The sequence below is a fragment of the Kaistella soli genome (assembly GCF_019038595.1).
GTDB classification, from domain to species: domain Bacteria; phylum Bacteroidota; class Bacteroidia; order Flavobacteriales; family Weeksellaceae; genus Kaistella; species Kaistella soli.
In genome coordinates, this window is the sequence record NZ_JAHOPF010000001.1 from 482,707 (window position 1) to 507,408 (window position 24,702).

A 24,702-nucleotide genomic window follows, 5' to 3' on the forward strand; every position below is an offset into this window, starting at 1 on the left:
AATGTCCGGCGGAATTTCCATTTTCTGGTTCAGAAGAGATTTACGGTTGGATGACAACCACGGGCTTTTTCAGGCTTTGAAATCTGAAAATAAAGTGCTTCCTGTTTTCATTTTTGATACTGAAATCCTTTCAAAACTTGATGATAAAAAAGACAGAAGAGTAGATTTTATTTTTCAGACGCTGCAAAATATCAACCGCGTTTTAGAAAAAACAGGAAAATCCATAAAAGTTTTCCACGGCAAGCCGCTCGAAATTTTTAAATACCTGACCGAAAATTATTCCGTGGAGAAGGTTTTCTGCAACGAAGATTACGAACCGTCCGCCATTAAAAGGGATTTGGAAATCAGGGCGTTTTTAAATCAAAAAAATATAGAATTTCAGTCGTTTAAAGATCAGGTGCATTTCCACAAAGATGAAATACTGAAAGCCGATCAATCGCCTTATACCGTTCACACGCCTTATTTCAAACAGTGGCTTTTAAAATATAATGCAGAAGAAATAAAAAATTATCCCTCTGAAAAGTTCTTGCATAATTTGGAAGATGTGGAAAGACAGGAGTTTTCACTGGAAAAAATTGGTTTTCATAAAACCGGTCTGCAGTTTCAAAGTCCTGTAGTGAATGTCGAAATTCTAAAACATTACCACGAAACCCGCAATTTTCCGGCAACCAAAACTTCAGAAATGAGTGTTCATCTGCGTTTCGGTACCATCAGCGTCCGCGTATTGGGAAAAGTAGCTTCATCTCTTAACGAGACTTACCTCAAAGAACTGATCTGGCGGGAATTTTTTATGCAGATTCTGTATCATTTTCCGCAGGTTGTTAATCTTGCATTCAAACCAAAATACGAAGGAATTTCCTGGCTGTACAATGAAGAAAACCTGAAAAATTGGCAGCAAGGTAAAACCGGTTTTCCTTTGGTAGATGCAGGGATGCGTGAGCTGAACGAAACGGGACTGATGCATAACAGGGTGAGAATGCTTTGTGCAAGTTTTCTCATCAAACATCTATTGACCGACTGGCGGATTGGCGAAGCTTATTTTGCAGAAAAACTGCTCGATTATGATTTGTCAGCCAATAATGGAAACTGGCAGTGGAGCGCAGGTTCGGGTTGTGACGCAGCGCCGTATTTCCGGATTTTTAATCCCGAAGAACAGCAGAAAAAGTTTGACCCAGATTTTGTGTACATAAAAAAATGGGTGAAAGAGTTTGGAACTTCAGCATATCCCAAACCGATGGTCGACCATAAGTTTGCCCGCGAAAGAGCTCTGGAAACGTATAAAAAAGGCCTGCAGGAATTACTGTAGAATTTTTAAGCTCTTTGGCTGCACTTTTATTTTTACCGGCGATTTGATGTTGTTGAATTCCCCGTCAAGATGCCAGTTTGTGGTGTTTACCTCAAATTCGATTTCAGCGACAGGAAGGTAGGTGACATAACTGTCATCTTTCAGCCTTTTTGTAAACATCCGGAACGCAAAAAAAGGCGAGTAGGTGAGGGGAAACTTCTTTACCAGCACTACATCCACCAAACCGTCGCTTTTGCTGGCTTTGGGCGCAATATAGGCGTTATTCCCAAACTGCCGGGTGTTTGCAATGTTCAGCATCAGATATTTCCCGTTGTACTGCTGAAAATTTTCAGTTAAAAACTGAACATTGATCGGTTTGTAATTAAAGAAAGTCTGGATAGAAACTTTAATATAATTTTTAAAGCCGCGCTCTGTTTTTTCGAATTCTTTTACTACTTTCCCGTCGAAACCTGTTCCTGAAACATTGATAGAGAGTTTTCCGTTTACCGTAAAAGTATCAATTTCCTTGACCTTTCTGTTGCTTAGTTTGGCTAAAAGTTCGTCGAGATTTTTGGAAAACTTTGTTTCGTTGGAAAAACCGTTTCCAGATCCTGCAGGAAATATAGCGAGAATTTTATCACTATCAATAAGCTTTTGTGCAACCGTCGAAATGGTACCGTCACCGCCTACCGCAACAAAAATATCGGTGGTGGCAAAATTTTCATCAATAAAATTGAAAGTTCCTTCAATAGAATCTGAAATGTAAAACAGCGGATTGTTTACCTTTTTTTGCAGAGCATTGAGAAAAGGAGCATAGTTTTTTTTCGCCGAAAAAGGATTAATGATAAAGGCAACGTTTTCCATGAGTGCAAAAATAGAAAAAAACTTGTGTAAAAGACTTGCTTTAGGTTTTATAGATTCATTTTGTTTCTGAAGTCAGCATTCAGAAAAGGTTTGATTTCAGAAAAAGGAATTTTGATAAGAACAGGTCCGGCTGCATAGGCCGCTATCTCATATTGGTTATAAAGGAAAAAGAGATGCTCTTTGTCGAAATAGAAATTGTTGTTTAAAGGGATTTCTTTCACCAAAAGCATTTTTGCCTGGCCTTTTTCCAGATCATTTTTTAAGAAATGATCCATCAGAATACGTCCCCAGATTTTCGCATCACGGACTTTTAAGACATCCGTAAGCTGTATGGTTCTATTATTTTTCACATCGAAAACCTTATAAAGCTCGTTATAATATCCGTGCGCACCGCCTGTATAACCGCTGCTGGTGTATTGAAGCGTCATATAATCGTTCAAAGTGGAAAACAGTTTCATGTCTGAGGTCTGGTTCCAAGTCTGCTTAAAATCGGGTTTCCAGTCCTGCAGAGATTCTTTGGTTCCTTCATAAAAGGTCTGTTTTTGCAGATTTAATTCAGCCAGAAGACTTGCTTTGGAATACGCTTTAAGTTTGATATTCGCTGTGGAATAAATACTGTCCAGCAAAGTCTTGTTTTTAAGATTGGGAAAGAATAAAACCGTTGATTGAAAAGCCGCGGTGAGATTTCTGTCAATTTTCAGCGAGTCGTGAATTTTTACAGAATCGGTATCAAAAACATTGGTAACAGCTTTGTTGGTTTCGGTCTTTTCCGCCTGAACGGAGGTTGATTTTTCCGGTTTTGTACAGCTTAAAAATAATAAGATAAACAGGGAAGAAAGGGCGGTGATATTTTTCATTTTTTCAGGGTTATGTTTAAATTTTGGAGCAAAAAACCGTCCAAAAGTGAACGGTTTTTTTATAGGCTGTATGTTAAATCATATTACACATCGATTTTTGCGTATACCGCATTTTTCTCGATAAATTCTCTTCTTGGAGGTACTTCATCACCCATCAGCATGGAGAAAACGTTGTCGGCTTCTGCCAGGCTTTCAATAGTTACCTGCTTAAGGATTCGGTGTTCTGGGTTCAGAGTAGTTTCCCAAAGCTGCTCAGGATTCATTTCCCCAAGACCTTTATAACGCTGTACGTCAACACCTTTTCCGTCCGGAGCCATTTCCAGCGTGAATTCTTCACGTTCTTTTTCGTTGTAGGCATACACTTTTTTATTTCCTTTTTTAAGTAAATATAAAGGCGGTTGCGCGATATAGATATATCCGTTTTCGATGAGTTCTTTCATGTAACGGAAGAAGAAGGTAAGGATCAAAGTTGAAATGTGAGAACCATCGATATCAGCATCGGTCATAATCACTACTTTATGATATCTTAATTTAGTGATATTTAATGCTTTGCTGTCTTCTTCAGTTCCAACTGAAACGCCGAGAGCAGTATAAATATTCTTGATTTCTTCATTGTCATAAACCTTATGAAGCATGGATTTTTCAACGTTGAGAATTTTACCTCTTAACGGAAGAATTGCCTGGAAATGACGGTCACGGCCTTGTTTCGCCGTTCCACCTGCGGAATCTCCCTCGACAAGGAATAATTCTGAAATTGCAGGATCTTTGGAAGAACAGTCGGAAAGTTTCCCTGGAAGTCCGCTTCCTCCCATTGGAGATTTTCTCTGAACAAGTTCTCTTGCTTTTTTAGCTGCCTGTCTTGCTTTTGCCGCTAAAACTACTTTCTGAACGATAAGTTTTGCCTCATTTGGATTTTCTTCCAGAAAGTTGGTCAGCATTTCGCCTACGATCTTGTCAACAGCACCGGAAACTTCAGAGTTTCCAAGTTTTGTTTTAGTCTGGCCTTCAAACTGAGGTTCCATCACTTTTACAGAAATCACAGCCGTTAATCCTTCACGGAAATCATCACCGGTAACTTCTACTTTCTCTTTTGCAGGAAGCCCAATTTCATCAGCAAATTTCTTTAAAGTTCTTGTCAAAGCTCTTCTGAAGCCTGCAAGGTGAGTTCCGCCTTCATGGGTATTGATGTTATTGACATATGAATGCAGATTTTCGGTATAAGAAGTGTTGTATCTCATTGCCACTTCCACAGGAATACCGTCTTTTTCGCCTTCCATGAAAATTACATTATTCATGATGCTTTCGCGGTTTCCGTCGATATATTCTACAAATTCTTTCAAACCTCCTTCGGAGAAAAACAGGTCATGTCTGGCATTTCCTTCTTCATCTTTTTCTCTTTCATCGGTGAGTGATATTCTGATTCCTTTATTCAGATAAGAAAGCTCACGCATTCTGTTCGCTAAAGTATCATAATTGAAAATTAATTCCTGAAAAATGGTATCATCAGCCTGGAAGAAAACTTCAGTTCCACGTTCTGTAGTGGTTCCGATTTCTTTTACATCTTCAAGGGCTTTCCCCTTTGAATATTTCTGCTGATAGGTTTTTCCGTTTCTGTTTACCGTTGCAATAAGCGAATTGGAAAGGGCATTTACCACGGAAACCCCAACTCCGTGAAGACCACCGGAAACTTTGTAGGAATCTTTATCAAATTTTCCACCGGCTCCGATTTTGGTCATAACAACCTCTAAAGCGGATTTTTGTTCTTTTTCGTGAAAATCCACCGGAATCCCACGGCCGTTATCTTTTACAGAAATACCTTCGCCCTCATGAATCACCACCGAAATGGTGTCACAATGTCCCGCTAAAGCTTCATCGATCGAGTTATCCACAACTTCATAAACCAAGTGATGCAAACCTCTTAAACCTACATCACCGATGTACATTGAAGGCCTCATTCTTACGTGCTCCATTCCTTCCAAAGCCTGGATGCTGCTCGCTGTATATTCTTTTTGACTCATATTTTTTCTTTTTCCAACAGAAACGATGTTGGTTTTACAATAATTTTCAATTAAATTTTTGCTTGTTTTCGGTCTTTTTTATTATTTCAAAAGACCAACAAATATACTGATTTTTATCCGAATATGAAACTTAAAAACTTTCTGAAATCGGGGAAGTTTTCCACAAAAAAAGTCCCCTTACTGTCGGGGACTTTTTATAGGAAAGAAGTATAATTTTAAGCAAGTTTCATTAAAACAGCCTCATCAGTTTTTTCGACTTTTATTAAATTATATTTCGTAAGATTTTTGGTGGCTTTGTCCCATTTTTTACCTGAAAGCTGGCTTTTTGCTTTTACGTCGGCAAGAATCATCGGTTCTTCCTGAGAATTGAGAATTTCCAGAACCAATTTCTCCTCTTCATCCAATTCAAATTGAGGTACGGCTTTTTCCGGTTTCATTTGCGGGAAGAATAAAACCTCCTGAATGGACGGATTATTCGTTAAAAACATGATCAGACGGTCCATCCCGATGCCTAAACCTGAAGTTGGCGGCATACCGTATTCAAGTGCGCGGAGGAAGTCGTTATCGATGAACATTGCCTCATCGTCACCTCTTTCAGAAAGCGCCATTTGCGATTCGAAACGTTCTCTCTGGTCAATCGGGTCATTTAATTCTGAATACGCATTTGCGATTTCTTTTCCGCAAACCATTAACTCGAATCTTTCCGTTAAACCTTCTTTGCTGCGGTGTTTTTTTGTTAAAGGCGACATCTCAATCGGATAATCGGTGATGAATGTAGGCTGAATAAAATTCCCTTCACACTTCTCTCCGAAAATTTCATCAATTAATTTTCCTTTGCCCATTGTTTCATTCACCTCAACTCCAATGGATCTTGCGAAATCAAAGAGTTCTTTTTCGGATTTTCCGGTGATATCAAAACCTGTAAATTTCTGAATGGCTTCCGTCATTGAAATTCTTGGATAAGGCGCTTTCCAGTTAATGGTGTGTTCCCCAAAAGTGGATTCAGAATTTCCGTTAACCTGAGTGGCGCAAAACTCCAGTAATTTCTCAGTGAAATCCATCATCCAGTTGTAGTCTTTGTACGCAACATAAATTTCCATTGCGGTAAATTCCGGGTTATGGGTTCTGTCCATTCCTTCATTTCTAAAGTTTTTGGAAAACTCATAAACACCGTCGAAGCCACCAACAATTAATCTTTTCAGATATAATTCGTTCGCAATTCTTAAATATAACGGAATATCCAAAGCATTGTGATGCGTTATAAAAGGTTTTGCAGCAGCGCCACCCGGGATCGACTGTAAAATTGGGGTTTCCACTTCGAAATATCCGGCGTCATTAAAATAAGTTCTCATGGCGTTGAAAAGTTTTGTTCTCTTCACGAAAACTTCTTTTACATGCGGATTTACGGTTAAATCTACATAACGCTGTCTGTATCTTAGTTCCGGATCGTTGAAGGCGTCAAAAACATTTCCGTTTTCGTCTGTTCTTGGTTGCGGAAGCGGTCTTAAAGATTTCGTAAGGATTTTGAAATTCTCTACTTTTACCGTCATTTCTCCAACCTGAGTATTGAAAAGTTCACCTTCAATCCCGATGATGTCACCGATATCTAAAAGATGTTTGTAAACCTCGTTATAAAGGGTTTTATCGTCACCGGTACAGATTTCATCACGGTTAAAATACACCTGAATTCTTCCTTCTGAATCCTGCAGCTCAGCAAAACTCGCTTTCCCCTGAATTCTTCGGCTCATCAGTCTGCCTGCGATCTGCACTTTTTTGCCTTCAGTAAAGTTTTCCTTAATGGATTTTGTAGATTCCGTGATTTTATATTCTTCAGCAGGAAAAGCATCGATTCCCATTTTTTGTAGGGTTGCCAACTTTTCTCTTCTGATCAATTCCTGTTCTGATAACTGCATGTTTTCTTGCTTTTTAAGTCTGCAAATTTAGTGATTTTCTCTGAATTCCTGATGGGTTTTTACACAAAAAAAGCAGCCGCTGACGGACTGCTTTTAAAAAAGAGTTTCTGAGATTATTTAGCTGCAGCAGAATCTGCAACGGTTGCTGTCGCAGCAGGCGCAGGAACCGTAGCTGCACTGTCTGTTACCGTTACTTCAGGTTCTTCCAGCATGGTGTTGCTTTCTGTTGCTGTTTCTTTTTTCGCGCAGCTTGCCAATACCAAACCACCGATGAATGCGATTGCAAATAATTTTTTCATAATTAATTTAAATTTTTACAAAAATAAAGATTTACTTATTAATGTTCAATTTTAGATCAAAAGATTGTGAAAAATAGGCATGTACTTATTTTTAATTAAAGTAATTACAAATTAATAACTTGCTCATTCTTACCAGACTATAATGTGTAACTTTGCATTGTGAAACGGCCGATTATATATTTCTTTCTCTCCATTTACCTCTTATCTTTTACAGAGGCAAAACAGTTGCTGAAATTTCCTAATCTGGTCGAACACTATATTTCTCATACCATCACCAACAAAAATACCACACTCATATCCTTCGTTAAAATGCATTATGTGGATAAACATGTTGTTGACTCCGATTACAGACAGGATATGAAACTTCCGTTCAAAACCCACGAAGCAAATACTTTTGTGGTGAATCCGCTTACCATTCCCGAAAATTTCGGATTTGCGGTAAATATTCCCAAGCTTTTCAAAGAAAAAACACTTATTTTTTCATACAGTCCCAATTATGCTTCCAATCCGTTAGCATCCATTTTCCGTCCGCCGATTTTAGTTTAAGCAGTAATCAAGCACAAGAAATATTTTCAATAAAACTGTTATTGAAGAGGTTTCGCGATTCATTATTATTTAAATTCTAAAATCATACAAAATGAACAATACACATCTGCATTTGGTAGTTAACCATTTGCCAATCATATTTCCTGTAGCAGGACTGATTATTCTTCTCATCGGTATTTTTACAAAAACCGAAATTTCCAAACGTAACGCATATATCACTTTTATTTTGGGCGCTCTTGCTTCAGTAGCCGCGATGGCCACAGGCGAAAGTGCCGAAGAAGGCGTAGAACATCTGCCTGGCGTCGCTGAAAGTCTGATCAAAACCCACGAAGAAGCTGCTGAACTTTTTGCCGGTCTGTCGTATGTCTTAGGCGGTCTCAGTGCAGGAGCGCTTTTCGCGAGTTTCAAAAGCTATACATTTTCTAAAATAATGCCTTTTGTCGTCGGTCTATTTGCTTTGGCAACATTATTCTTTGCGCAAAAAGCAGGCACCACAGGTGGAGAAATCCGTCATACGGAAATCAGAAGCGGCTCTGCAGTGCAAAACGGAAACACATCTGAGCATGGAGACGATAATGATTAATATCACTTTAAAGATTTTTATATCGTAAGGCTCTTAAAATGAGCGTATTAGTTTGTAAATTTATTATGGTTATTAATTATAAAGTGAAAAAATGTTAGACAAAATCATAAGTTTTTCCATAAAAAATAAGCTGATCATCCTCTTGATGACCCTGGGCTGGATTATTTATGGAATTATAGAACTCAGAAAATTACCTATTGATGCGGTACCTGATATTACCGATAATCAGGTACAGCTTATCACCTCATCGCCGAGCCTCGGAGCTCCCGATGTGGAGCGTTTCATCACTTTTCCTTTGGAACAGTCGATGAACAACATTCAGGGCATTAAACAGATGCGGAGTTTTTCCCGCTTCGGGCTCTCGGTAGTAACCATTGTTTTTGAAGAAGGAGTCGATCTTTATCTCGCAAGACAGCAGGTTTCGGAACGCCTCCAGAATGTTTCCAAAGACATTCCGAGGTCGCTCGGTGTTCCGGAAATGGCACCAATTTCAACAGGTCTTGGCGAAATCTATCAGTACATCCTCAGGCCGAAAACCGGCTACGAACACCGCTATAATGCCATGGAACTGCGAACCATTCAGGATTGGGTGGTGAGAAGACAGCTTTTGGGAACCGATGGCGTTGCTGATGTGGCAAGTTTTGGCGGAAACCTCAAACAGTATGAAGTTGCAGTGAATCCGGCTCAGCTTAAATCGATGGGAGTAACAATGCAGGAGGTTTTTGCGGCACTGGAAAACAATAATCAGAATACCGGAGGTGCTTATATTGAAAAAGGTCCCACTATTCTTTACATCAGAACAGAAGGTTTAATGGGAAAAATTAGAGACATCGAAAAAACCGTAGTCAAAAACCTTCCGGACGGAACACCTGTCCTGATTGAAAATATAGGAAAAGTGCAGTATGGAAACGCCATCCGGTACGGTGCAATGACCTATAACGGAAAAGGGGAAGTGGCAGGTGCGGTAGTAATGATGATGAAAGGCGCCAATTCAAATGAAGTAATCGGAAAAGTAAAAACAAGGATCGAAGAAATCAGGAAAACCCTTCCGGAAGGCGTGGTGATTGAACCTTTCCTTGACCGGACAAAAATGGTTAATAACGCCATCAGCACGGTGTCGAAAAATCTGGTGGAAGGCGCTCTGATCGTTATATTCGTATTGGTAGTTTTTCTTGGGAACCTTCGGGCCGGATTTATTGTTTCCTCTGTTATTCCGCTGGCGATGCTTTTCGCGTTCATCATGATGAATATGTTTGGCGTCAGCGGAAACCTGATGAGTTTGGGAGCTCTGGATTTTGGTTTAATTGTGGACGGCGCTGTGATTATTGTTGAAGCCATTCTTCACCGGCTGCATGGGCCTACACTTCAACACAAAAGTTTGCTTACCACAAAAGAAATGGACGAAACAGTGCAGGCTTCTGCTGGTAAAATGATGAATTCAGCGGTGTTCGGGCAGATCATTATTCTGATGGTTTATCTTCCGATTCTCACCCTTGAAGGGGTAGAAGGAAAAATGTTCAAACCCATGGCGCAGACGGTAATTTTTGCACTTTTAGGAGCATTTATCCTGTCTTTGACCTATGTTCCGATGATGAGCGCCCTGTTTCTGTCAAAGAAGATATCGCACAAAAAGAATTATGCAGACCGGATGATGGAAAAGCTGGAAGCGGCCTACGATAAAATTCTTAAAAAAGTTTTAAAATATCAGAATCCATTGTTCTTCAGTGTTATAGGTCTTTTCTTTGTTTCCGTTTTTGTAATGACCAAATTGGGCGGCGAATTTATTCCAACCCTTCCGGAAGGTGATTTTGCTGTGGATACCAGAGTTTTGCCGGGAAGTAACCTGAAGACTTCCACAGAAGCGGTTTTGAAAAGCCAGCAGATTCTTTTGAATAAATTTCCTGAAATTGAAAAAATTGTGGGGAAAACCGGAAGCAGCGAAATCCCTACGGATCCGATGCCTATTGATGCAAGCGACATGATGATTATCCTGAAACCGCGGAAAGAATGGACTTCAGCGAAATCATATAATGAACTTTCCGAAAAAATGTCTGCGGAACTCAAGAAAAATCTTCTCGGCGTTACGTATTCTTTCCAGTATCCGGTGAATATGAGGTTTAATGAACTGATGACCGGAGCAAGACAGGATGTGGTTTGTAAGATCTTTGGTGAAAATTTAGACTCCCTGAAAGTTTACGCTGAAAAACTCGGTGAAATTTCAAAGAAAATTAATGGAGCCGAAAATATTTATGTGGAACCGATTTCCGGAATGCCGCAGATTGTTATTGAATACAATCGTGCGGCTCTTTCGCAATACGGACTGAGCATTGGTGACGTCAACAGAATGGTGAATACTGCTTTTGCAGGCCAAAGTGCGGGATCTGTTTTTGAAGAGGAAAAAAAGTTCGATCTGGTCGTTCGCTTAGACGGTGAACTCCGGAAAAATGTGGAGGATGTGAAAAACCTGCTGATTGCGTCACCTTCCGGTGGGGAAATTCCTTTAAATGCTGTGGCAACGGTAGATGTAAAGGAAAGTGTAAACCAGATTCAGCGCGAACAGGCGCACCGCAGGATCATTGTGGGTTTCAACGTGAAGGGTCGCGACATAAAATCTACCGTTACAGATCTACAGCAGGTAGTTGATAAGGAGCTCAAGCTTCCCGTCGGTTACACTATTAAATATGGCGGAACTTTCGAGAACCTTCAGCAGGCGCAGAAACGTCTGGGAATCGCAGTTCCGGTGAGTCTGGCCTTAATTCTCCTGATGCTGTATTTTGCTTTCAGTTCAGTCAAATACGGACTGATTATTTTTACAACAATTCCACTGTCAGCCATTGGCGGCATACTTTCCCTCTGGCTCCGCGGAATGAATTTCAGTATTTCTGCAGGTGTTGGTTTTATCGCACTATTTGGGGTCGCGGTGCTTAACGGAATTGTGTTGATTGCCGAATTCAACCGTCAGAAGGAAATCCATTCAGATTTGAATGAAGTAGTGCGGATCGGAGGAAAAATGAGACTGAGGCCGGTGTTAATGACGGCTTTGGTTGCCTCACTGGGATTTCTACCAATGGCTTTAAGTCAGGGCGAAGGTGCAGAAGTGCAGAGACCGCTCGCTACGGTTGTGATCGGCGGTTTGCTGCTGGCAACTTTCCTTACGCTATTCATTTTGCCAACCGTTTACATATGGTTTGAAAAACATTTTCCACAAAGGAAAAAAAACTTTAATCTGGATGAATAAATTTAAAATAATGAAAAGTAAATATTTCAATACCATATTTCTGGTTTTCTGTATTCAGATTTTTTCCCAGACGCCGGTTTCATTAGAGACCGCGTACGAAAAAGCACTGGTGAACAATCTAAATCTGAAGTCCGGACAACTGAAAACAGAGTATCAGGACAGGATTAAAAAATCTGCTGTTGCGATCGACCCGCTGAGTATTACCGGGGAAATCGGCCAGATGAATTCCGCGTATGCGGACAACGCCGTTTCCGTACATCAGACACTGAGGTTGCCTAAGTTCTACAAAACCCAGAAACAGGTTTTAATAGAAGAGTGGAAAAATACGATGCTGGCCGCTGATGTTCAGAAAATGTACTTGAAAAGGGACCTCGCATTGGTTTATAATACCCTGAATTATCTGGATGAAAAGCAGAAACTTCTGGAGAAAACCGACAGCATTTATTCCGGATATCACAGGAGGGCAGAACTTCGTTTACGCGCCGGTGAAAGCAATATCCTGGAGAAAACAACAGCAGAGAATTACAGAAGTCAGGCTGAAATTCAACTGCAGAGCTTAAAACAAGACCGTCAGTTATCGTTGCTTCAGTTTAATTATCTCATTAATGATGCTGATTCCTATTCCAATGAAAAAGGCGGTTTCTACGATATGGAAATCTCAGATTACGGAATTTACGTAGGAAATCCAGCCGTTCTTAAACAGTTTGAACAGCAGAAAAACATTGAAAATGCAAAACTGAATGCAGAAAAAACGAAGCTTTTACCAAGTTTTAATTTTGGCGTAACCTCCGCAACACAGTATGGGTTTGGGGCAGATGAGAGATTCTACGGCCACGGAAAACGTTTTCAAAGCGGAATGATCGGTGTTGGTCTGCCTGTATTTAATACTGCGCAGAAATCATTGATTGAAGGTCAGAAAATCAATCAGCAGATAGCAGAAAACAATTATCAGATTGCCGTTAAAAATCTGAAAAATCAGTATGCGATTACCTTTGGCGAATATCAGAAAATGAAGTCAGAACTTGATTATTACAGAAGCAATGGCCTGAAAAACGCGGAAACCATTATGTTTACGGCAAATCTGCTTTTAAAGGAAGGCGAAATAGATTACCTCGAATACACCATGCTCGTCAATCAAAGCCTCGGAATTCAGAACCGATACATTGACACCCAAAAGCTGATTAACGAAAAACTAATTGAACTGAACGCTTTAAAAGGCGAATAATTTAAACGATTAAAAATGAAAAAACTCATAACAATAATAAGTACTGCCGCGCTCATTTTTTCCTGCTCAACCAAAGAAGAAACGGAAGTGAAACAGACTTTTGCAGTCACGGGCGACCAGATCACCCTCACCAACCTGCAGCATAAAAACGCAGGTATAGAAACCAAAATCCTTGATAACAGAAATATTGCCAGCAAGATTATGCTGCCGGGACAGATCAGCGTCCCTCCGGAAGCCATGTCAGGTGTTTCATCTGCATCCGGAGGTATAGTGAAAATCGCCAGGTTTATGCCCGGAAATTATGTATCGAAAGGTCAGACACTGGCAGTTGTCGAAAATCCGCAGCTGGCAAAACTCCAGCAGGATTATCTTCAAGCAAAATCCAGCCTCGGCTATGCGCGGAAAGATTATGAAAGACAGAAATACCTTAACCAGTATCAGGCAAGTTCCAACAAAGTTACCCAGCGTGCAATGAGTGAGGAACAAAACCAAAGTGCAGCATTGCGCGGAATAGCCTCGCAGCTTCAATCTTATGGAATCAGTCCCGGAAAAGTAAGTGCGGGAAATATTCAGAAAAGCACTGCGGTTACAGCACCGATTTCCGGCTATGTATCCAACGTGAATGTTACCGTGGGACAGTATGTTTCGCCTGCCGAAGTGCTTTATACTATTGTCAACAGCAGCCGGACTCATCTGGAACTGAAGGTTTTCGAAAAAGACCTGAATAAAATTTCGGTAGGACAGCGGGTATATGCTTTTACCAACCAAAATCCTGAGAAAAAGTACGCTGCCACAGTCAAACTCATCGGCAAAGATTTCGCCGCAGACCGCAGTGTCTTGGTGCACTGTGATTTAATTGATAACGATCAGTCTTTAATACCCGGAACTTTTATGAATGCTGAAGTTGAGGTGAACGCCGAAGAAGGTTTTGTAGTGCCCGACGATGCTATTGTAACCTGGGAAAACAGACAGTACATCTTTGAAGAAGTGAAACCCAAAAGTTTCAGAATGTTTCCTGTCACCATCGGAAATTCAGAAAACGGATATACAGAACTTTCGAACTTCGACATGAAAAACGCCGGTAAAAAGTTTGTAATTAAAGGCGCTTACACCCTGTTAATGGCCATTAAAAATGTAGAAGAGTAATAAAACTCTTGAGTTTTTAAACTGTATAAAAATCAGTAATCCAGTGTTTTATGAATTAAAAATGATTAAATTTGTATAAAGCGCTGGATTAAAACTGATATACTTGTTATCAACCTCTTAAAAACAGTAAATAATGAACTTAAAAAACATACAGACAGAAGTTGATGCTTCTTTTCTTTACCGAATTTTAGCTGAAAAAGAAGAAAATAAGAATGTAAAAGAGGTCTTCCGGCAAATGAGTGAAATTGAAAAATCTCATGCTTTGGCATTCCTGAAAAAGACAGGGCTCACCGAAAACCAGATGCCGAAACCGTCCGGAAGGGCAAAAACTTTAAAGGTCATCGGTTCATTAATTGGTTACGATTATGTTCTTGGTGTGTTAATGGATACTGAAAAAAGCCTTGCAAATTCGGTGGGAAAAGCCAGAATAAAAACCGGCACACCGGCGTCTGTTTCCGATACTTCGCATGTGAAAATTTTGGAAACTGTCCTGGAAAACAATCCTGAAGTTGCCGGCAATGTGCTTTCAAGATTTGAAAAAAGACACCGTTCGGTGGGAGGAAATGCTTTAAGAGCTGCGGTTTTAGGCGGAAATGACGGTTTGGTTTCCAATTTTTCTCTCGTGATGGGAATTGCGGGAGCGACTTCCGGACAAAGTGAAGTTTTGCTGACAGGTTTGGCCGGTTTGTTAGCCGGAGCACTTTCCATGGCGCTTGGCGAATGGATTTCGGTACAGAGTTCAAAAGAACTTTACGAGAACCAAATGTCTCTGGAAATGGATGAACTGGAAGTGAATCCTGAAGGCGAACTGAAAGAAATCGCCCTCATCTACCGCGCAAAAGGAATACCGCAACAGCAGGCAGAAAAAATGGCTGATCAGATGATGAGTGATAAATCTTCAGCGCACCAGTTTCTGGTGCAGGAGGAGTTGGGAATAAACGTTGAAGAATTAAAAGGATCCGCGATGGAAGCAGCTTTAGCATCGTTTTTCCTTTTTGCAGTGGGCGCTATCATTCCGGTTATTCCGTTTTTCTTTTGGGGCGGAACCAAAGCTATTGTTTTCAGCGCAGGATTCAGCGCAGTCGGTTTATTCCTGATTGGTTCGGCAATCACGCTGTTCACCGGAAAAAGCGTCTGGTTCTCGGGAATGAGACAGGTCATTTTCGGTCTTTTGGCGGCGGCAATAACCTTTGCGATCGGAAGACTTATTGGAGTTTCTGTGATGGGGTAATTTAAAATTCTGAAAAAAATTCTGTTTTTTTGAAAAACATTTCTATATTTGTCCCAATGAAAACGATCAACAATACAAACTGGTGGTGGCCTCAAAACTTTCAAAGTCTTGAGCACTGTTCTTTTGTGTAAATATATCCCAACAAAAAAATAAGAAGACTTTGACATTGCGTTAAAGTCTTTTTTTATTTTTAAAACCCAGGAATTACAATGAAATTTAATCAACATATTAAACTGAAAACCACCGTAAAATCTACACTGAGCGATCTTTTTACGCCCATCGGAATTTACCTCAGGCTTCGCGACCAGTTTCGGGATACCATCCTTTTAGAAAGCGCCGGAAATCAGAATACCGCCAATAATTTTTCATTTATCGCAGTGAATGCCATTGCCGGAATCGAAATCAGAAATTATCAGGAAGCACAGATTAAATTCCCGCTTGAAAGCGCCGAAAAAATCAATATAGAAAAGGAAAAACTTACTGATCTACTTCAGAATTTTTCAAAAACATTTGAATGCCAGGAGCCGAATTTACCTGTCGGAAAATCTGCACAGGGATTTTTTGGTTATACTTCTTATGATGCAATTCCGTTTTTCGAAAATATTAAATTTAAAGAGGTTTCAGAGGAAAACAGAATTCCATTGTTGCGTTACCGCCTTTATCAGTACGTGATTGCCATTAATCACCACAATGATGAAATGTTTCTGATTGAAAATAAAATTGAAGGTTTAAAATCTGAAGCTGCAGTCATTGAAAATTTAATCCAGCAAAAAAATGCCCCGATTTTCCCGTTTGAAAAAACAGGAGAGGAAGAATCAAATTTGACCGATGAAGAATACAGAAATTCAGTGGAAACAGCAAAAAAACACTGTTTCCGCGGGGATGTTTTTCAGTTGGTTTTGAGCCGCAGATTTCAGCAGAAGTTTGTTGGCGATGAATTCAATGTTTACCGCGCCTTACGGAATATCAATCCATCGCCTTATCTGTTTTTCTTTGATTATGGAGATTATAAACTGATAGGTTCAAGTCCTGAAAGTCAGCTGATCATCAAGGATAATCACGCCATTATTCATCCGATCGCCGGAACTTTCAAACGGACCGGAAACATAGAGGAAGATTTAAAGGCCGCGGAAGAACTTAAAAAAGACGCAAAAGAAAATGCTGAACATACGATGCTTGTTGATCTGGCGAGAAATGATTTAAGTATTCTCGGGAAAAATACTAAAGTTTCCAAACTGAAAGAAATCCAGTTTTTCTCTCATGTGATTCACATGGTCTCGGAAGTAACAACCGAAATTTCCGAAGAACAGAATCCTTATGAAATGATCGCCGCTACCTTTCCTCAGGGAACATTGAGCGGCGCCCCAAAATACCGCGCCATGCAGCTTATCGATGACTATGAGAAAACCTCACGGAGCTATTATGGCGGCTGTATCGGATTTGTCGGTTTCGACGGAAGCTGCAATCAGGCGATTATGATCCGCACATTTTTAAGCAAAAACAATACTTTGTATTATCAGGCCGGCGCCGGAATTGTCGCGAAATCACAGGCGGAACTTGAACTCCAAGAGGTAAACAACAAGCTTGGAGCTTTAAAGAAAGCAATTCTGAAAGCAGAAAAACTCGCTTAAATCATTATCCACAATTAATAAATCCACATGAAAATATTAGTCTTCGACAATTACGACAGTTTTACCTACAATCTCGTTCAGATGATTGAACAGATTATCGGTGAAAAAGTAGAGGTTTTCAGAAACGATCAGATCTCTTTGGAAGAAATAGAGAAATACGACAAGATTATTCTTTCACCGGGTCCGGGAATTCCCGAAGAAGCCGGAATCTTGCTTGATGTTATTAAAAAATATGCGCCTATAAAATCAATTCTCGGAGTTTGCCTTGGTCAGCAGGCAATTGCAGAGGCTTTTGGCGGAAGCTTGATCAACCTTTCAGAAATCTATCACGGTGTTGCGACGGAATCCACGCAGATTAAGGAACATAAAATTTTCAGGAATTTACCTGAGACTTTGGAAGTTGGCAGATATCATTCGTGGGCAGTAAATCCTGAAGATTTCCCTGAAGAACTAGAAATCACAAGCATCGATAAAAACGGAATGATCATGAGTTTGAAACACAGAACTTACGATGTTCACGCTGTTCAGTATCACCCGGAAAGTATTTTAACGCCGGATGGAAAGCAGATTTTGGAAAACTTTCTTAATGATTAATTGTTGATAACTATTTGTTAATTATTAATTATCAAATTCTAACCACTAACCATTAAAAATGAAACAGATTTTACAATATTTATTCAACCACAATACGCTTTCAAAAGCTGAAGCGAAATCCATTCTCACTGAAATTGCCCAAAACAAATTCAATGAAAATGAAGTCACCGCATTTGTTACGGTTTTTCTGATGCGCAGCATTACGCTCGAAGAAATGGAGGGTTTTCAGGAAGCGCTTCTGCGGCTTTCTGTAACGGTTGATTTGGGAACCGAAGATTTGGTGGATATCGTAGGAACCGGCGGTGACGGGAAAGATACGTTCAATATTTCTACGCTCGCAAGTTTTGTGGTGGCCGGAACCGGTCAAAAAGTCGCGAAACACGGCAATTACGGCGTTTCATCCATTTCAGGTTCGTCCAATGTGCTGGAAGAGCTCGGCTATAAGTTTAAAACCAGCTCAGAAGATTTACGTGGAGATTTGTTTAAAGGAAATATCTGTTTTCTTCACGCGCCGCTGTTTCATCCGGCCTTACGCTCGGTCGCGCCTTTAAGAAAAGGATTGGGCTTAAGAACGTTCTTCAATATTCTGGGTCCGCTGGTCAATCCTGCAAAACCTAAGTTTTCGATGATTGGAGTGTACAGTTTAGAAATTGCTCGGATTTATCAGTATCTGCTGCAGAAAAAACAGGATAATTTTCTCCTCGTTCATGCACTCGACGGTTACGACGAGATTTCACTGACTTCAGATACCAAGATTTTCGATAAATCCGGAGAATATATCTTTTCTGCCCAGGAATTGGGATTTAAAAATACAGACGCCGAAAGTATTTTCGGGGGAAGTACTAAGCAGGATGCAGCAAAAATTTTTAAATCCGTTCTGGAAGGTAATGGATCTTACGAACAGAATTCGGTAGTGCTTGCCAATGCGGCTATGGCTTTAAAAAACACAGAAAAATACGGTGATTACAGCGATTGTCTCGCTTTGGCTGTAGAAAGTTTAGAAAGCGGAAAAGCGCTCAAAAGCTTACAGAATATATTAAATTAACAGCTGGAAATGAATATTTTAGATCAGATTATCGCAGCGAAGAAGAAAGAAATTCAGGTTTCAAAATCTCAAATTTCAGTGGAGCAGCTGAAAGATTCCGAGTTTTTTGACCGTGAAACTTTTTCATTAAAAGAAAGCCTGAAATCAAAATCGGGAATCATTGCAGAATTCAAACGGAAGTCACCGAGCAAAGGAATTATCAGCGAAAAAGCTAACGTTTTGGAAGTGGCAAAGTCATATGAAAACTTTGGCGCGAGCGGAATTTCAATTTTAACGGATTCTGATTTTTTTGGTGGAAATTTTGTGGATATTTTAAAGGTCAGAAAAGAAATTAATATTCCGGTTTTGAGGAAAGATTTCATGATTGATGAATATCAGTTTTATGAAGCAAAATCCATCGGGGCGGATGTTGTTTTATTAATAGCTGCCTGTCTGTCAGCAAGTCAGGTTCATGAATTTACAGAACTGTCACATCAGTTGGGTTTAGAAGTCCTGCTCGAAATACACACTGAAGATGAACTCATGCATTTCAATAATAACGTTGATTTAGTGGGAATTAATAACAGGAATCTGAAAGATTTTAAAGTGGATCTGCAGCATTCCGTTAACCTTAAAAATCTTTTGCCCGAAGGTACCTTATACGTTGCAGAAAGCGGAATTTACAGCGTGGAAGATTTTAAATTCCTTAAAGAAAAAGGCTTTGACGGTTTCTTAATGGGTGAATATTTTATGAAAAATGAAAATCCCGGGACAGCTTTTGAAGAATTTATAACCAAAATATCATCATGAAACTGAAAATTTGCGGCCTTACAAAGCCTGATCAAATTCAGGAATTAATTGATCTGAAAACCGACTTTCTGGGCTTTATATTTTATGAAAAATCTCCCAGATATGTTTTAGATCATTTAAGCTTAAACGAGATTTCAGGAATTAATCATGCTGGAAAAGTGGGAGTTTTTGTCAATGAGACAGTAGAAAATATTGCGGCAGTTGCTGAAGATGCAGCGTTGAATTATATCCAGCTTCATGGCGACGAAGACGAAAACTATATTACTGAATTGCGTAGTAAATTAAATAGCGAAATTAAAATCATTAAAGTGATAAGAATCGGAAACCAAACCACCGAAGAACTTCAAAAAACCATCAACCATCAACCCTCAGCCATCAACTTTATTCTTTTCGATACCGATTCAAAAGTATTTGGCGGTACAGGAAAAACATTTGAATGGCAAATTTTAAACAGTATAGAAATCACCAAGCCCTACTTTTTGAGTGGCGGAATTTCTTTGGAAAATATCAGTCAGCTATCAACTATCAACCATCCACCTTTTTCACTGGACATCAATTCAAAATTTGAAACCGAACCCGGCGTAAAAGATCTTCAAAAAATAAAACAATTCTATGAAAAATTATAAGAATCCTGACGAAAACGGCTATTACGGCGAATTTGGCGGCGCCTTTGTTCCCGAAATGCTTTTTCCAAATGTGGAGGAATTACAGAATAACTATCTCAACATCATCGAATCTTCTGAATTCAAAGAAGAGTTCCGGGATTTATTAAAAAACTACGTCGGGAGAGCCACACCATTATATTTTGCAGAGAATCTCAGTGAAAAATACCAGACTCAGATTTATCTTAAAAGAGAAGATTTGAATCATACCGGCGCACACAAAATCAACAATGCTTTAGGACAGGCTTTGCTTGCCAAAAAACTGGGAAAACACCGGATTATAGCGGAAACCGGAGCCGGACAACACGGTGTCGCTACCGCAACAGCATGCGCACTGCTCGGTTTGGAATGTATCGTTTACATGGGCGAAGTCGATATTGCAAGACAGGCTCCAAATGTAGCGAGAATGAAAATGCTCGGCGCCACTGTGATTCCTGCAACTTCAGGATCCAAAACGCTGAAAGATGCGGTGAATGAAGCTTTACGCGACTGGATCAACAATTCCACAACAACGCACTACATCATCGGAAGTGTGGTGGGTCCGCATCCTTTTCCCGATTTGGTGGCAAGGTTTCAAAGTGTGATTTCAGAAGAAATAAAATGGCAGCTGAAAGAAAAAATTGGCAGGGAAAATCCCGATTATGTAATGGCATGTGTGGGCGGCGGAAGCAATGCTGCAGGAACTTTCTACCATTTCGTGAATGAAGAGGATGTAAAACTTATCGCTGCAGAAGCCGGCGGTTTTGGTGTGGATTCCGGTAAATCTGCAGCCACGACATTTCTCGGAACTTTGGGCGTTTTGCATGGCAGCAAAAGTCTGGTGATGCAGACAGAAGACGGTCAGGTGATCGAACCGCATTCCATTTCCGCGGGACTGGATTATCCGGGAATCGGACCATTTCATGCGAATCTGTTTAAAGAAAAAAGAGCGGAATTTTTCTCCATCAATGATGATGAAGCTTTAAAATCTGCGATGGAACTCACGAAACTGGAAGGCATCATTCCTGCTTTAGAATCTGCTCACGCTTTAGCCGTTCTGGAAAAGAAAAAATTCAGGGAAGACGATGTCGTCGTGGTCTGCCTGAGCGGTCGCGGAGATAAAGACATGGAAACTTACCTTAAACATTTGTAGCAGTATTTGGGCGCCTTAATCCGCCTTCCGCTCCCGCTTTTTTGTTCCGCTCCGCTGCACAAAAAGAGCTCCGCTCACGTCGGGGCGTGGGTTTCGGTATTTTAAGAATATTTAGTAAAAACAAGAATTATGACTAACACAGATAACATCCAGCATCCAGCATCCAACATCCAACACCACAAAAAACTCAATATATACTTCACTGCCGGAATTCCCGGACTGGAAGACACTACAGAAGTTCTGAAAATCATCCAAAGTTCCGGTGCGGAAATGGTGGAAATCGGGATGCCTTACTCCGATCCTGTTGCTGACGGTCCGGTAATTCAAAAGGCGCATGAACTAGCACTTCTTAACGGAATGACGATCGTTAAACTTTTTGAACAGCTGAAATCTATAAAATTAGAGATTAAAATACCTGTTGTTTTAATGGGGTATATCAATCCCGTTTTGAGTTTCGGTTTTGAAAATTTTTGTCACGAATGCGCTGAATCAGGAGTTTCTGGATTAATTATTCCTGATCTTCCGCCAATCGAATTTGAGAAAAATTACAGACAGATTTTAGAAAAATACCAGCTCAATTTTTCTTTTCTGGTAACGCCGGAAACTTCGGATGAACGCATCAGATATCTGGATTCTTTAAGTTCAGGATTTTTGTACGCGGTGTCCAGTTCGTCTACAACGGGAAACGCTTCGAAAGAAATCAATAACGGACAATACCTGCAAAACCTCGCTGCGCTGAATTTGAAAAACCCGGTAATGATTGGGTTCGGGATAAAGAGTAAAGATGATTTTCAAAAAGTAACAGCAAATGCGGCGGGAGGAATTATCGGAACTGCGTTCGTGAATATTCTTTTGCAGAAAGGAGATTGGAAAGGAAAAGGCGCAAGTTTTATTCGAAGCATAATAAATTAATTTTGTATTTTTGCGGTGGATAAAATAGTTTGTGATTTAATCATTTTCCTGAAGCAGGAATTGATAAAAGATTTACTTTTTTCTCTTAGAATGAGGGTTTTCACGATTCTAAAATATTATTACAAGACATGACAGCGTTACAGAACAGAAGGTTAAAATTTGAGGAATTGGGTTTGATGGATTATGAACCAGCCTTCAGTTATCAGGAAAAATTAATGAAGGAAATCATCGATCTGAAACTGAAAAACCGAGCCAGAACAGATGGAGAATACGAAGAAACACCAAATTATCTTTTGTTTGTGGAACATCCGCACGTTTATACTCTAGGAAAGTCCGGCGATGAACATAACATGCTGGCTAATGCTCAGAAACTCGAAGAAATCAATGCCACATTTGTGAAGACCAATCGGGGCGGAGACATCACTTATCACGGTTTCGGCCAGTTGGTAGGTTATCCCGTTTTGGATTTGGATAATTTTAAATCCGACATCTTTCTATATATGAGAAATCTGGAGGAAGTAATCATCCGGACCATTGCTGAATACGGACTGAAAGGCGAAAGAAGTGAGGGCGAAACCGGCGTTTGGCTGGATGTGGGCAAACCTTACGCCCGCAAAATTTGCGCAATGGGCGTGAAAACTTCAAAATGGGTGACGATGCACGGTTTCGGGTTAAACGTGAACACGGATCTGCGGTATTTCGAATATATCATTCCGTGCGGAATTAAGGATAAAGCCGTTACCTCGCTAAAACGCGAACTCGAAAGAGAATTCTCTGCGGGGGAAATTGTAGAATTGAAGACGAAAATAAAAAAACACTTCATGGAAGTGTTTGATGCTGAATTGTATTAAAAAAGTTTCGATCCCCGGTAAACCTCCGAAGCACTTTCAAAGAGAGGAGCCGCGCTTTTCCGGAATTCAAAAAGATTTTCCGAAGCGTTGTGCTGGTGATGGTGTTCCTCAGTTTCCCAAAGTTCTACCAGGAAAAAAATGCCCTTATTTTCGCTGTCTTCAATCAGATCGTACTGCAGGCAGCCTTCTTCTTTACGGGTTTCAAATACTAATTTTTTCAAAAGTTCAATAGCGTCCATCATGTAATTTTCTTTGAAACGGAAGAGGGCGACGATGTATAAATTCTTCATTTTTCTTTTGGATTATGAATGCAAATTTAATCATTGAATTCTGAAAATACTCCAAATATTTTTCCACAATCAGTTCTGGTTTTTTGTCTTACTTAATCATTACAAAAAAACCAAAAATCTGGCTTAAAAATTCAGATTTCGTTAATCAGCAAAAATTTTTATCTTTGTCAAAACCGAATTAATAAAAATGGCAGAATATAAATTATTACTTCCTTCAATGGGAGAAGGTGTGATGGAAGCGACAATCATCAGTTGGCTGTTCAGCGAAGGAGATATGGTGAAAGAAGACGATTCTGTCGTTGAAATCGCGACCGACAAAGTAGATTCCGATGTTCCTACACCGGTTTCAGGAAAAATTATTAAAATTCTGAAACAGAAAGATGAAGTAGCCAAAATTGGAGAGGCAATTGCCGTTCTTGAAGTTTCAGGTGCCGGTGAACCGGTTGCTGAGCAAACGCAGCAACCTAAATCTCATGCCGACGTACAGACTGAAATTCCACAGCTTTCAGCCGACGAAGTAAAAGAACTGGAACAGCCATTGGCGAAGTCTGCGGGCCAGAATTTCTCAGGTGATATCTATCTATCTCCTTTGGTTAAAAATATAGCACAGCAGGAAAATATTTCCGAAACCGAATTACAGTCTGTTAAAGGAAGCGGATTGGAAGGCAGAATCACGAAAGAGGATATACTGGCTTATGTAGCTGACAGAGCAAACAAACCGGCTCAGACTGCTGCTGTAGCTGCTCCGACTCAAACTCCGACTCAAACTCCGGTTTCCGCTCCGGCTCCGGTTGCTGTTCCGGTTAAAGTAGGAGAGGGAGATGAAGTGATCCAGATGGACAGAGTGCGGAAAATTATCGCCGATGCGATGGTGAATTCCAAAAGAATTTCTCCTCACGTTACCTCATTCATCGAAACTGACGTAACGAACGTTGTAAAATGGAGAACGAAGCATAAAGATTTATTCGAGAAAAGAGAAGGTGAAAAACTCACTTACATGCCGATTTTCGTGAAAGCAATTGTGAAAGCCATTCAGGATTTCCCTCTGATTAACGTGTCAGTTGACGGTGACAAAATTATCAAAAAGAAAAACATCAATATCGGAATGGCAACCGCACTTCCGGACGGAAATTTAATTGTTCCTGTGATTAAAAACGCTGATCAGCTTTCCCTTTCAGGTCTTGCAAAAGCGATCAACGACTTGGCTTACCGCGCAAGAAATAAAAAACTGAGACCCGAAGATACGCAGGGCGCCACTTACACCATTTCCAATGTGGGAGGTTTTGGCAATTTAATGGGAACGCCTATTATTCCTCAGCCCCAGGTTGCTATATTGGCGGTGGGAGCTATTGTGAAGAAGCCTGCTGTACTTGAGACGAAGGACGGCGACGTTATCGCGATCCGTAACCTGATGTTCATGTCACATTCTTACGATCACCGTGTAGTGGACGGTTCTTTGGGCGGAATGTTCCTGAAACATGTCCACGATTATTTACAGAATTGGGATTTGGATACAGAAATCTAAAATAAAATTGTTTTCAATAAATACTAAACCTTCGGAAATTTCCGGAGGTTTTTTTTGAAGCTTTTT

20 protein-coding genes and 1 pseudogene are annotated in these 24,702 nt (G+C 40.2%); 15 read left to right on the top strand and 6 right to left on the bottom strand.

Annotated features, from left to right (window positions below):
• The first annotated feature begins 1 nt into the window (after position 1).
• Positions 2-1,306 (top strand): cryptochrome/photolyase family protein, encoded by a 1,305-nt coding sequence (locus KSK37_RS02260; RefSeq protein WP_217199194.1) that lies wholly within the window; start codon positions 2-4, stop codon positions 1,304-1,306.
• Here KSK37_RS02260 and KSK37_RS02265 read toward each other — a convergent pair.
• The 5 genes from KSK37_RS02265 to KSK37_RS02285 form a co-directional block, all read right to left on the bottom strand.
• The gene (locus KSK37_RS02265) at positions 1,298-2,149 is read right to left on the bottom strand and encodes a diacylglycerol/lipid kinase family protein (RefSeq protein ID WP_217199196.1); all 852 of its coding nucleotides are present in this window, start codon (positions 2,147-2,149) and stop codon (positions 1,298-1,300) included. The two genes, KSK37_RS02260 and KSK37_RS02265, sit on opposite strands and share 9 nt — an antisense overlap.
• 47 nt (positions 2,150-2,196) lie before the next feature.
• A complete protein-coding gene (locus KSK37_RS02270) occupies positions 2,197-3,006 on the bottom strand; it encodes an RsiV family protein (RefSeq protein WP_217199198.1) in 810 nt (269 codons plus the stop codon).
• A gap of 83 nt (positions 3,007-3,089) precedes the next feature.
• Positions 3,090-5,024, bottom strand: a complete 1,935-nt coding sequence (gene gyrB, locus KSK37_RS02275; RefSeq protein WP_217199199.1) for a DNA topoisomerase (ATP-hydrolyzing) subunit B — start codon at positions 5,022-5,024, stop codon at positions 3,090-3,092.
• A 215-nt stretch (positions 5,025-5,239) separates the two neighbouring features.
• On the bottom strand, positions 5,240-6,937 hold the full coding sequence (lysS, locus tag KSK37_RS02280; protein WP_088358088.1) for a lysine--tRNA ligase: 1,698 nt from the start codon (positions 6,935-6,937) through the stop codon (positions 5,240-5,242).
• Positions 6,938-7,050: 113 nt separating this feature from the next.
• Positions 7,051-7,236, bottom strand: coding sequence for a hypothetical protein (locus KSK37_RS02285; protein ID WP_088358087.1), 186 nt, complete (start codon positions 7,234-7,236; stop codon positions 7,051-7,053).
• A gap of 225 nt (positions 7,237-7,461) precedes the next feature.
• Between KSK37_RS02285 and KSK37_RS02290 the strand changes: the two genes are divergently transcribed.
• From KSK37_RS02290 to lipB, 13 genes and pseudogenes are all read left to right on the top strand, one after another.
• Positions 7,462-7,782, top strand: a complete 321-nt coding sequence (locus KSK37_RS02290) for a hypothetical protein (protein WP_217199201.1) — start codon at positions 7,462-7,464, stop codon at positions 7,780-7,782.
• Positions 7,783-7,873: 91 nt separating this feature from the next.
• A complete protein-coding gene (locus tag KSK37_RS02295; protein ID WP_217199202.1) occupies positions 7,874-8,365 on the top strand; it encodes a DUF2231 domain-containing protein in 492 nt (163 codons plus the stop codon).
• Positions 8,366-8,456: 91 nt separating this feature from the next.
• Positions 8,457-12,828 (top strand): annotated as a pseudogene (locus KSK37_RS02300) (CusA/CzcA family heavy metal efflux RND transporter).
• 15 nt (positions 12,829-12,843) lie between these two features.
• Entirely contained in the window at positions 12,844-13,974 is a 1,131-nt protein-coding gene (locus tag KSK37_RS02310; protein WP_217199206.1) for an efflux RND transporter periplasmic adaptor subunit, read from the top strand.
• Positions 13,975-14,107: 133 nt separating this feature from the next.
• Positions 14,108-15,205 carry a VIT1/CCC1 transporter family protein gene (locus tag KSK37_RS02315; protein ID WP_217199208.1) on the top strand — a complete coding sequence of 366 codons (1,098 nt, stop codon included), beginning with the start codon at positions 14,108-14,110 and terminating at the stop codon, positions 15,203-15,205.
• 209 nt (positions 15,206-15,414) lie between these two features.
• Positions 15,415-16,836 (top strand): anthranilate synthase component I family protein, encoded by a 1,422-nt coding sequence (locus KSK37_RS02320; protein ID WP_217199210.1) that lies wholly within the window; start codon positions 15,415-15,417, stop codon positions 16,834-16,836.
• Positions 16,837-16,863: 27 nt separating this feature from the next.
• On the top strand, positions 16,864-17,430 hold the full coding sequence (locus KSK37_RS02325) for an anthranilate synthase component II (RefSeq protein WP_217199212.1): 567 nt from the start codon (positions 16,864-16,866) through the stop codon (positions 17,428-17,430).
• 58 nt (positions 17,431-17,488) lie between these two features.
• The gene (trpD, locus tag KSK37_RS02330) at positions 17,489-18,475 is read left to right on the top strand and encodes an anthranilate phosphoribosyltransferase (protein WP_217199214.1); all 987 of its coding nucleotides are present in this window, start codon (positions 17,489-17,491) and stop codon (positions 18,473-18,475) included.
• Between the two features lie 9 nt (positions 18,476-18,484).
• Positions 18,485-19,264 carry an indole-3-glycerol phosphate synthase TrpC gene (trpC, locus tag KSK37_RS02335; protein WP_217199215.1) on the top strand — a complete coding sequence of 260 codons (780 nt, stop codon included), beginning with the start codon at positions 18,485-18,487 and terminating at the stop codon, positions 19,262-19,264.
• A complete protein-coding gene (locus KSK37_RS02340; protein WP_217199217.1) occupies positions 19,261-19,890 on the top strand; it encodes a phosphoribosylanthranilate isomerase in 630 nt (209 codons plus the stop codon). Before trpC ends, KSK37_RS02340 begins: the two co-directional genes overlap by 4 nt.
• Positions 19,877-21,058, top strand: a complete 1,182-nt coding sequence (gene trpB / locus KSK37_RS02345; protein ID WP_217199218.1) for a tryptophan synthase subunit beta — start codon at positions 19,877-19,879, stop codon at positions 21,056-21,058. Before KSK37_RS02340 ends, trpB begins: the two co-directional genes overlap by 14 nt.
• Positions 21,059-21,187: 129 nt before the next feature.
• On the top strand, positions 21,188-21,970 hold the full coding sequence (gene trpA / locus KSK37_RS02350) for a tryptophan synthase subunit alpha (RefSeq protein WP_217199220.1): 783 nt from the start codon (positions 21,188-21,190) through the stop codon (positions 21,968-21,970).
• Between the two features lie 128 nt (positions 21,971-22,098).
• Complete coding sequence (gene lipB / locus KSK37_RS02355) at positions 22,099-22,821, top strand: lipoyl(octanoyl) transferase LipB (protein ID WP_217199221.1); 723 nt, start codon at positions 22,099-22,101, stop codon at positions 22,819-22,821.
• Here lipB and KSK37_RS02360 read toward each other — a convergent pair.
• On the bottom strand, positions 22,818-23,111 hold the full coding sequence (locus KSK37_RS02360) for a putative quinol monooxygenase (RefSeq protein WP_217199223.1): 294 nt from the start codon (positions 23,109-23,111) through the stop codon (positions 22,818-22,820). The genes lipB and KSK37_RS02360 overlap by 4 nt on opposite strands.
• A 187-nt stretch (positions 23,112-23,298) precedes the next feature.
• Here KSK37_RS02360 and KSK37_RS02365 point away from each other — a divergent pair, with 187 nt between their 5' ends.
• The gene (locus KSK37_RS02365) at positions 23,299-24,636 is read left to right on the top strand and encodes a dihydrolipoamide acetyltransferase family protein (protein ID WP_217199224.1); all 1,338 of its coding nucleotides are present in this window, start codon (positions 23,299-23,301) and stop codon (positions 24,634-24,636) included.
• The last annotated feature ends 66 nt before the right edge of the window (positions 24,637-24,702 follow it).

What these genes read in the sequence shown, in the direction of transcription:
- KSK37_RS02260 (WP_217199194.1), top strand. Translation starts at nt 2, where the DNA reads ATGTCCGGCGGAATTTCCATTTTCTGGTTCAGAAGAGATTTACGGTTG.
- KSK37_RS02265 (WP_217199196.1), bottom strand. Translation starts at nt 2,149, where the DNA reads ATGGAAAACGTTGCCTTTATCATTAATCCTTTTTCGGCGAAAAAAAAC.
- KSK37_RS02270 (WP_217199198.1), bottom strand. Translation starts at nt 3,006, where the DNA reads ATGAAAAATATCACCGCCCTTTCTTCCCTGTTTATCTTATTATTTTTA.
- gyrB (WP_217199199.1), bottom strand. Translation starts at nt 5,024, where the DNA reads ATGAGTCAAAAAGAATATACAGCGAGCAGCATCCAGGCTTTGGAAGGA.
- lysS (WP_088358088.1), bottom strand. Translation starts at nt 6,937, where the DNA reads ATGCAGTTATCAGAACAGGAATTGATCAGAAGAGAAAAGTTGGCAACC.
- KSK37_RS02285 (WP_088358087.1), bottom strand. Translation starts at nt 7,236, where the DNA reads ATGAAAAAATTATTTGCAATCGCATTCATCGGTGGTTTGGTATTGGCA.
- KSK37_RS02295 (WP_217199202.1), top strand. Translation starts at nt 7,874, where the DNA reads ATGAACAATACACATCTGCATTTGGTAGTTAACCATTTGCCAATCATA.
- KSK37_RS02310 (WP_217199206.1), top strand. Translation starts at nt 12,844, where the DNA reads ATGAAAAAACTCATAACAATAATAAGTACTGCCGCGCTCATTTTTTCC.
- KSK37_RS02315 (WP_217199208.1), top strand. Translation starts at nt 14,108, where the DNA reads ATGAACTTAAAAAACATACAGACAGAAGTTGATGCTTCTTTTCTTTAC.
- KSK37_RS02320 (WP_217199210.1), top strand. Translation starts at nt 15,415, where the DNA reads ATGAAATTTAATCAACATATTAAACTGAAAACCACCGTAAAATCTACA.
- KSK37_RS02325 (WP_217199212.1), top strand. Translation starts at nt 16,864, where the DNA reads ATGAAAATATTAGTCTTCGACAATTACGACAGTTTTACCTACAATCTC.
- trpD (WP_217199214.1), top strand. Translation starts at nt 17,489, where the DNA reads ATGAAACAGATTTTACAATATTTATTCAACCACAATACGCTTTCAAAA.
- trpC (WP_217199215.1), top strand. Translation starts at nt 18,485, where the DNA reads ATGAATATTTTAGATCAGATTATCGCAGCGAAGAAGAAAGAAATTCAG.
- KSK37_RS02340 (WP_217199217.1), top strand. Translation starts at nt 19,261, where the DNA reads ATGAAACTGAAAATTTGCGGCCTTACAAAGCCTGATCAAATTCAGGAA.
- trpB (WP_217199218.1), top strand. Translation starts at nt 19,877, where the DNA reads ATGAAAAATTATAAGAATCCTGACGAAAACGGCTATTACGGCGAATTT.
- trpA (WP_217199220.1), top strand. Translation starts at nt 21,188, where the DNA reads ATGACTAACACAGATAACATCCAGCATCCAGCATCCAACATCCAACAC.
- lipB (WP_217199221.1), top strand. Translation starts at nt 22,099, where the DNA reads ATGACAGCGTTACAGAACAGAAGGTTAAAATTTGAGGAATTGGGTTTG.
- KSK37_RS02360 (WP_217199223.1), bottom strand. Translation starts at nt 23,111, where the DNA reads ATGAAGAATTTATACATCGTCGCCCTCTTCCGTTTCAAAGAAAATTAC.
- KSK37_RS02365 (WP_217199224.1), top strand. Translation starts at nt 23,299, where the DNA reads ATGGCAGAATATAAATTATTACTTCCTTCAATGGGAGAAGGTGTGATG.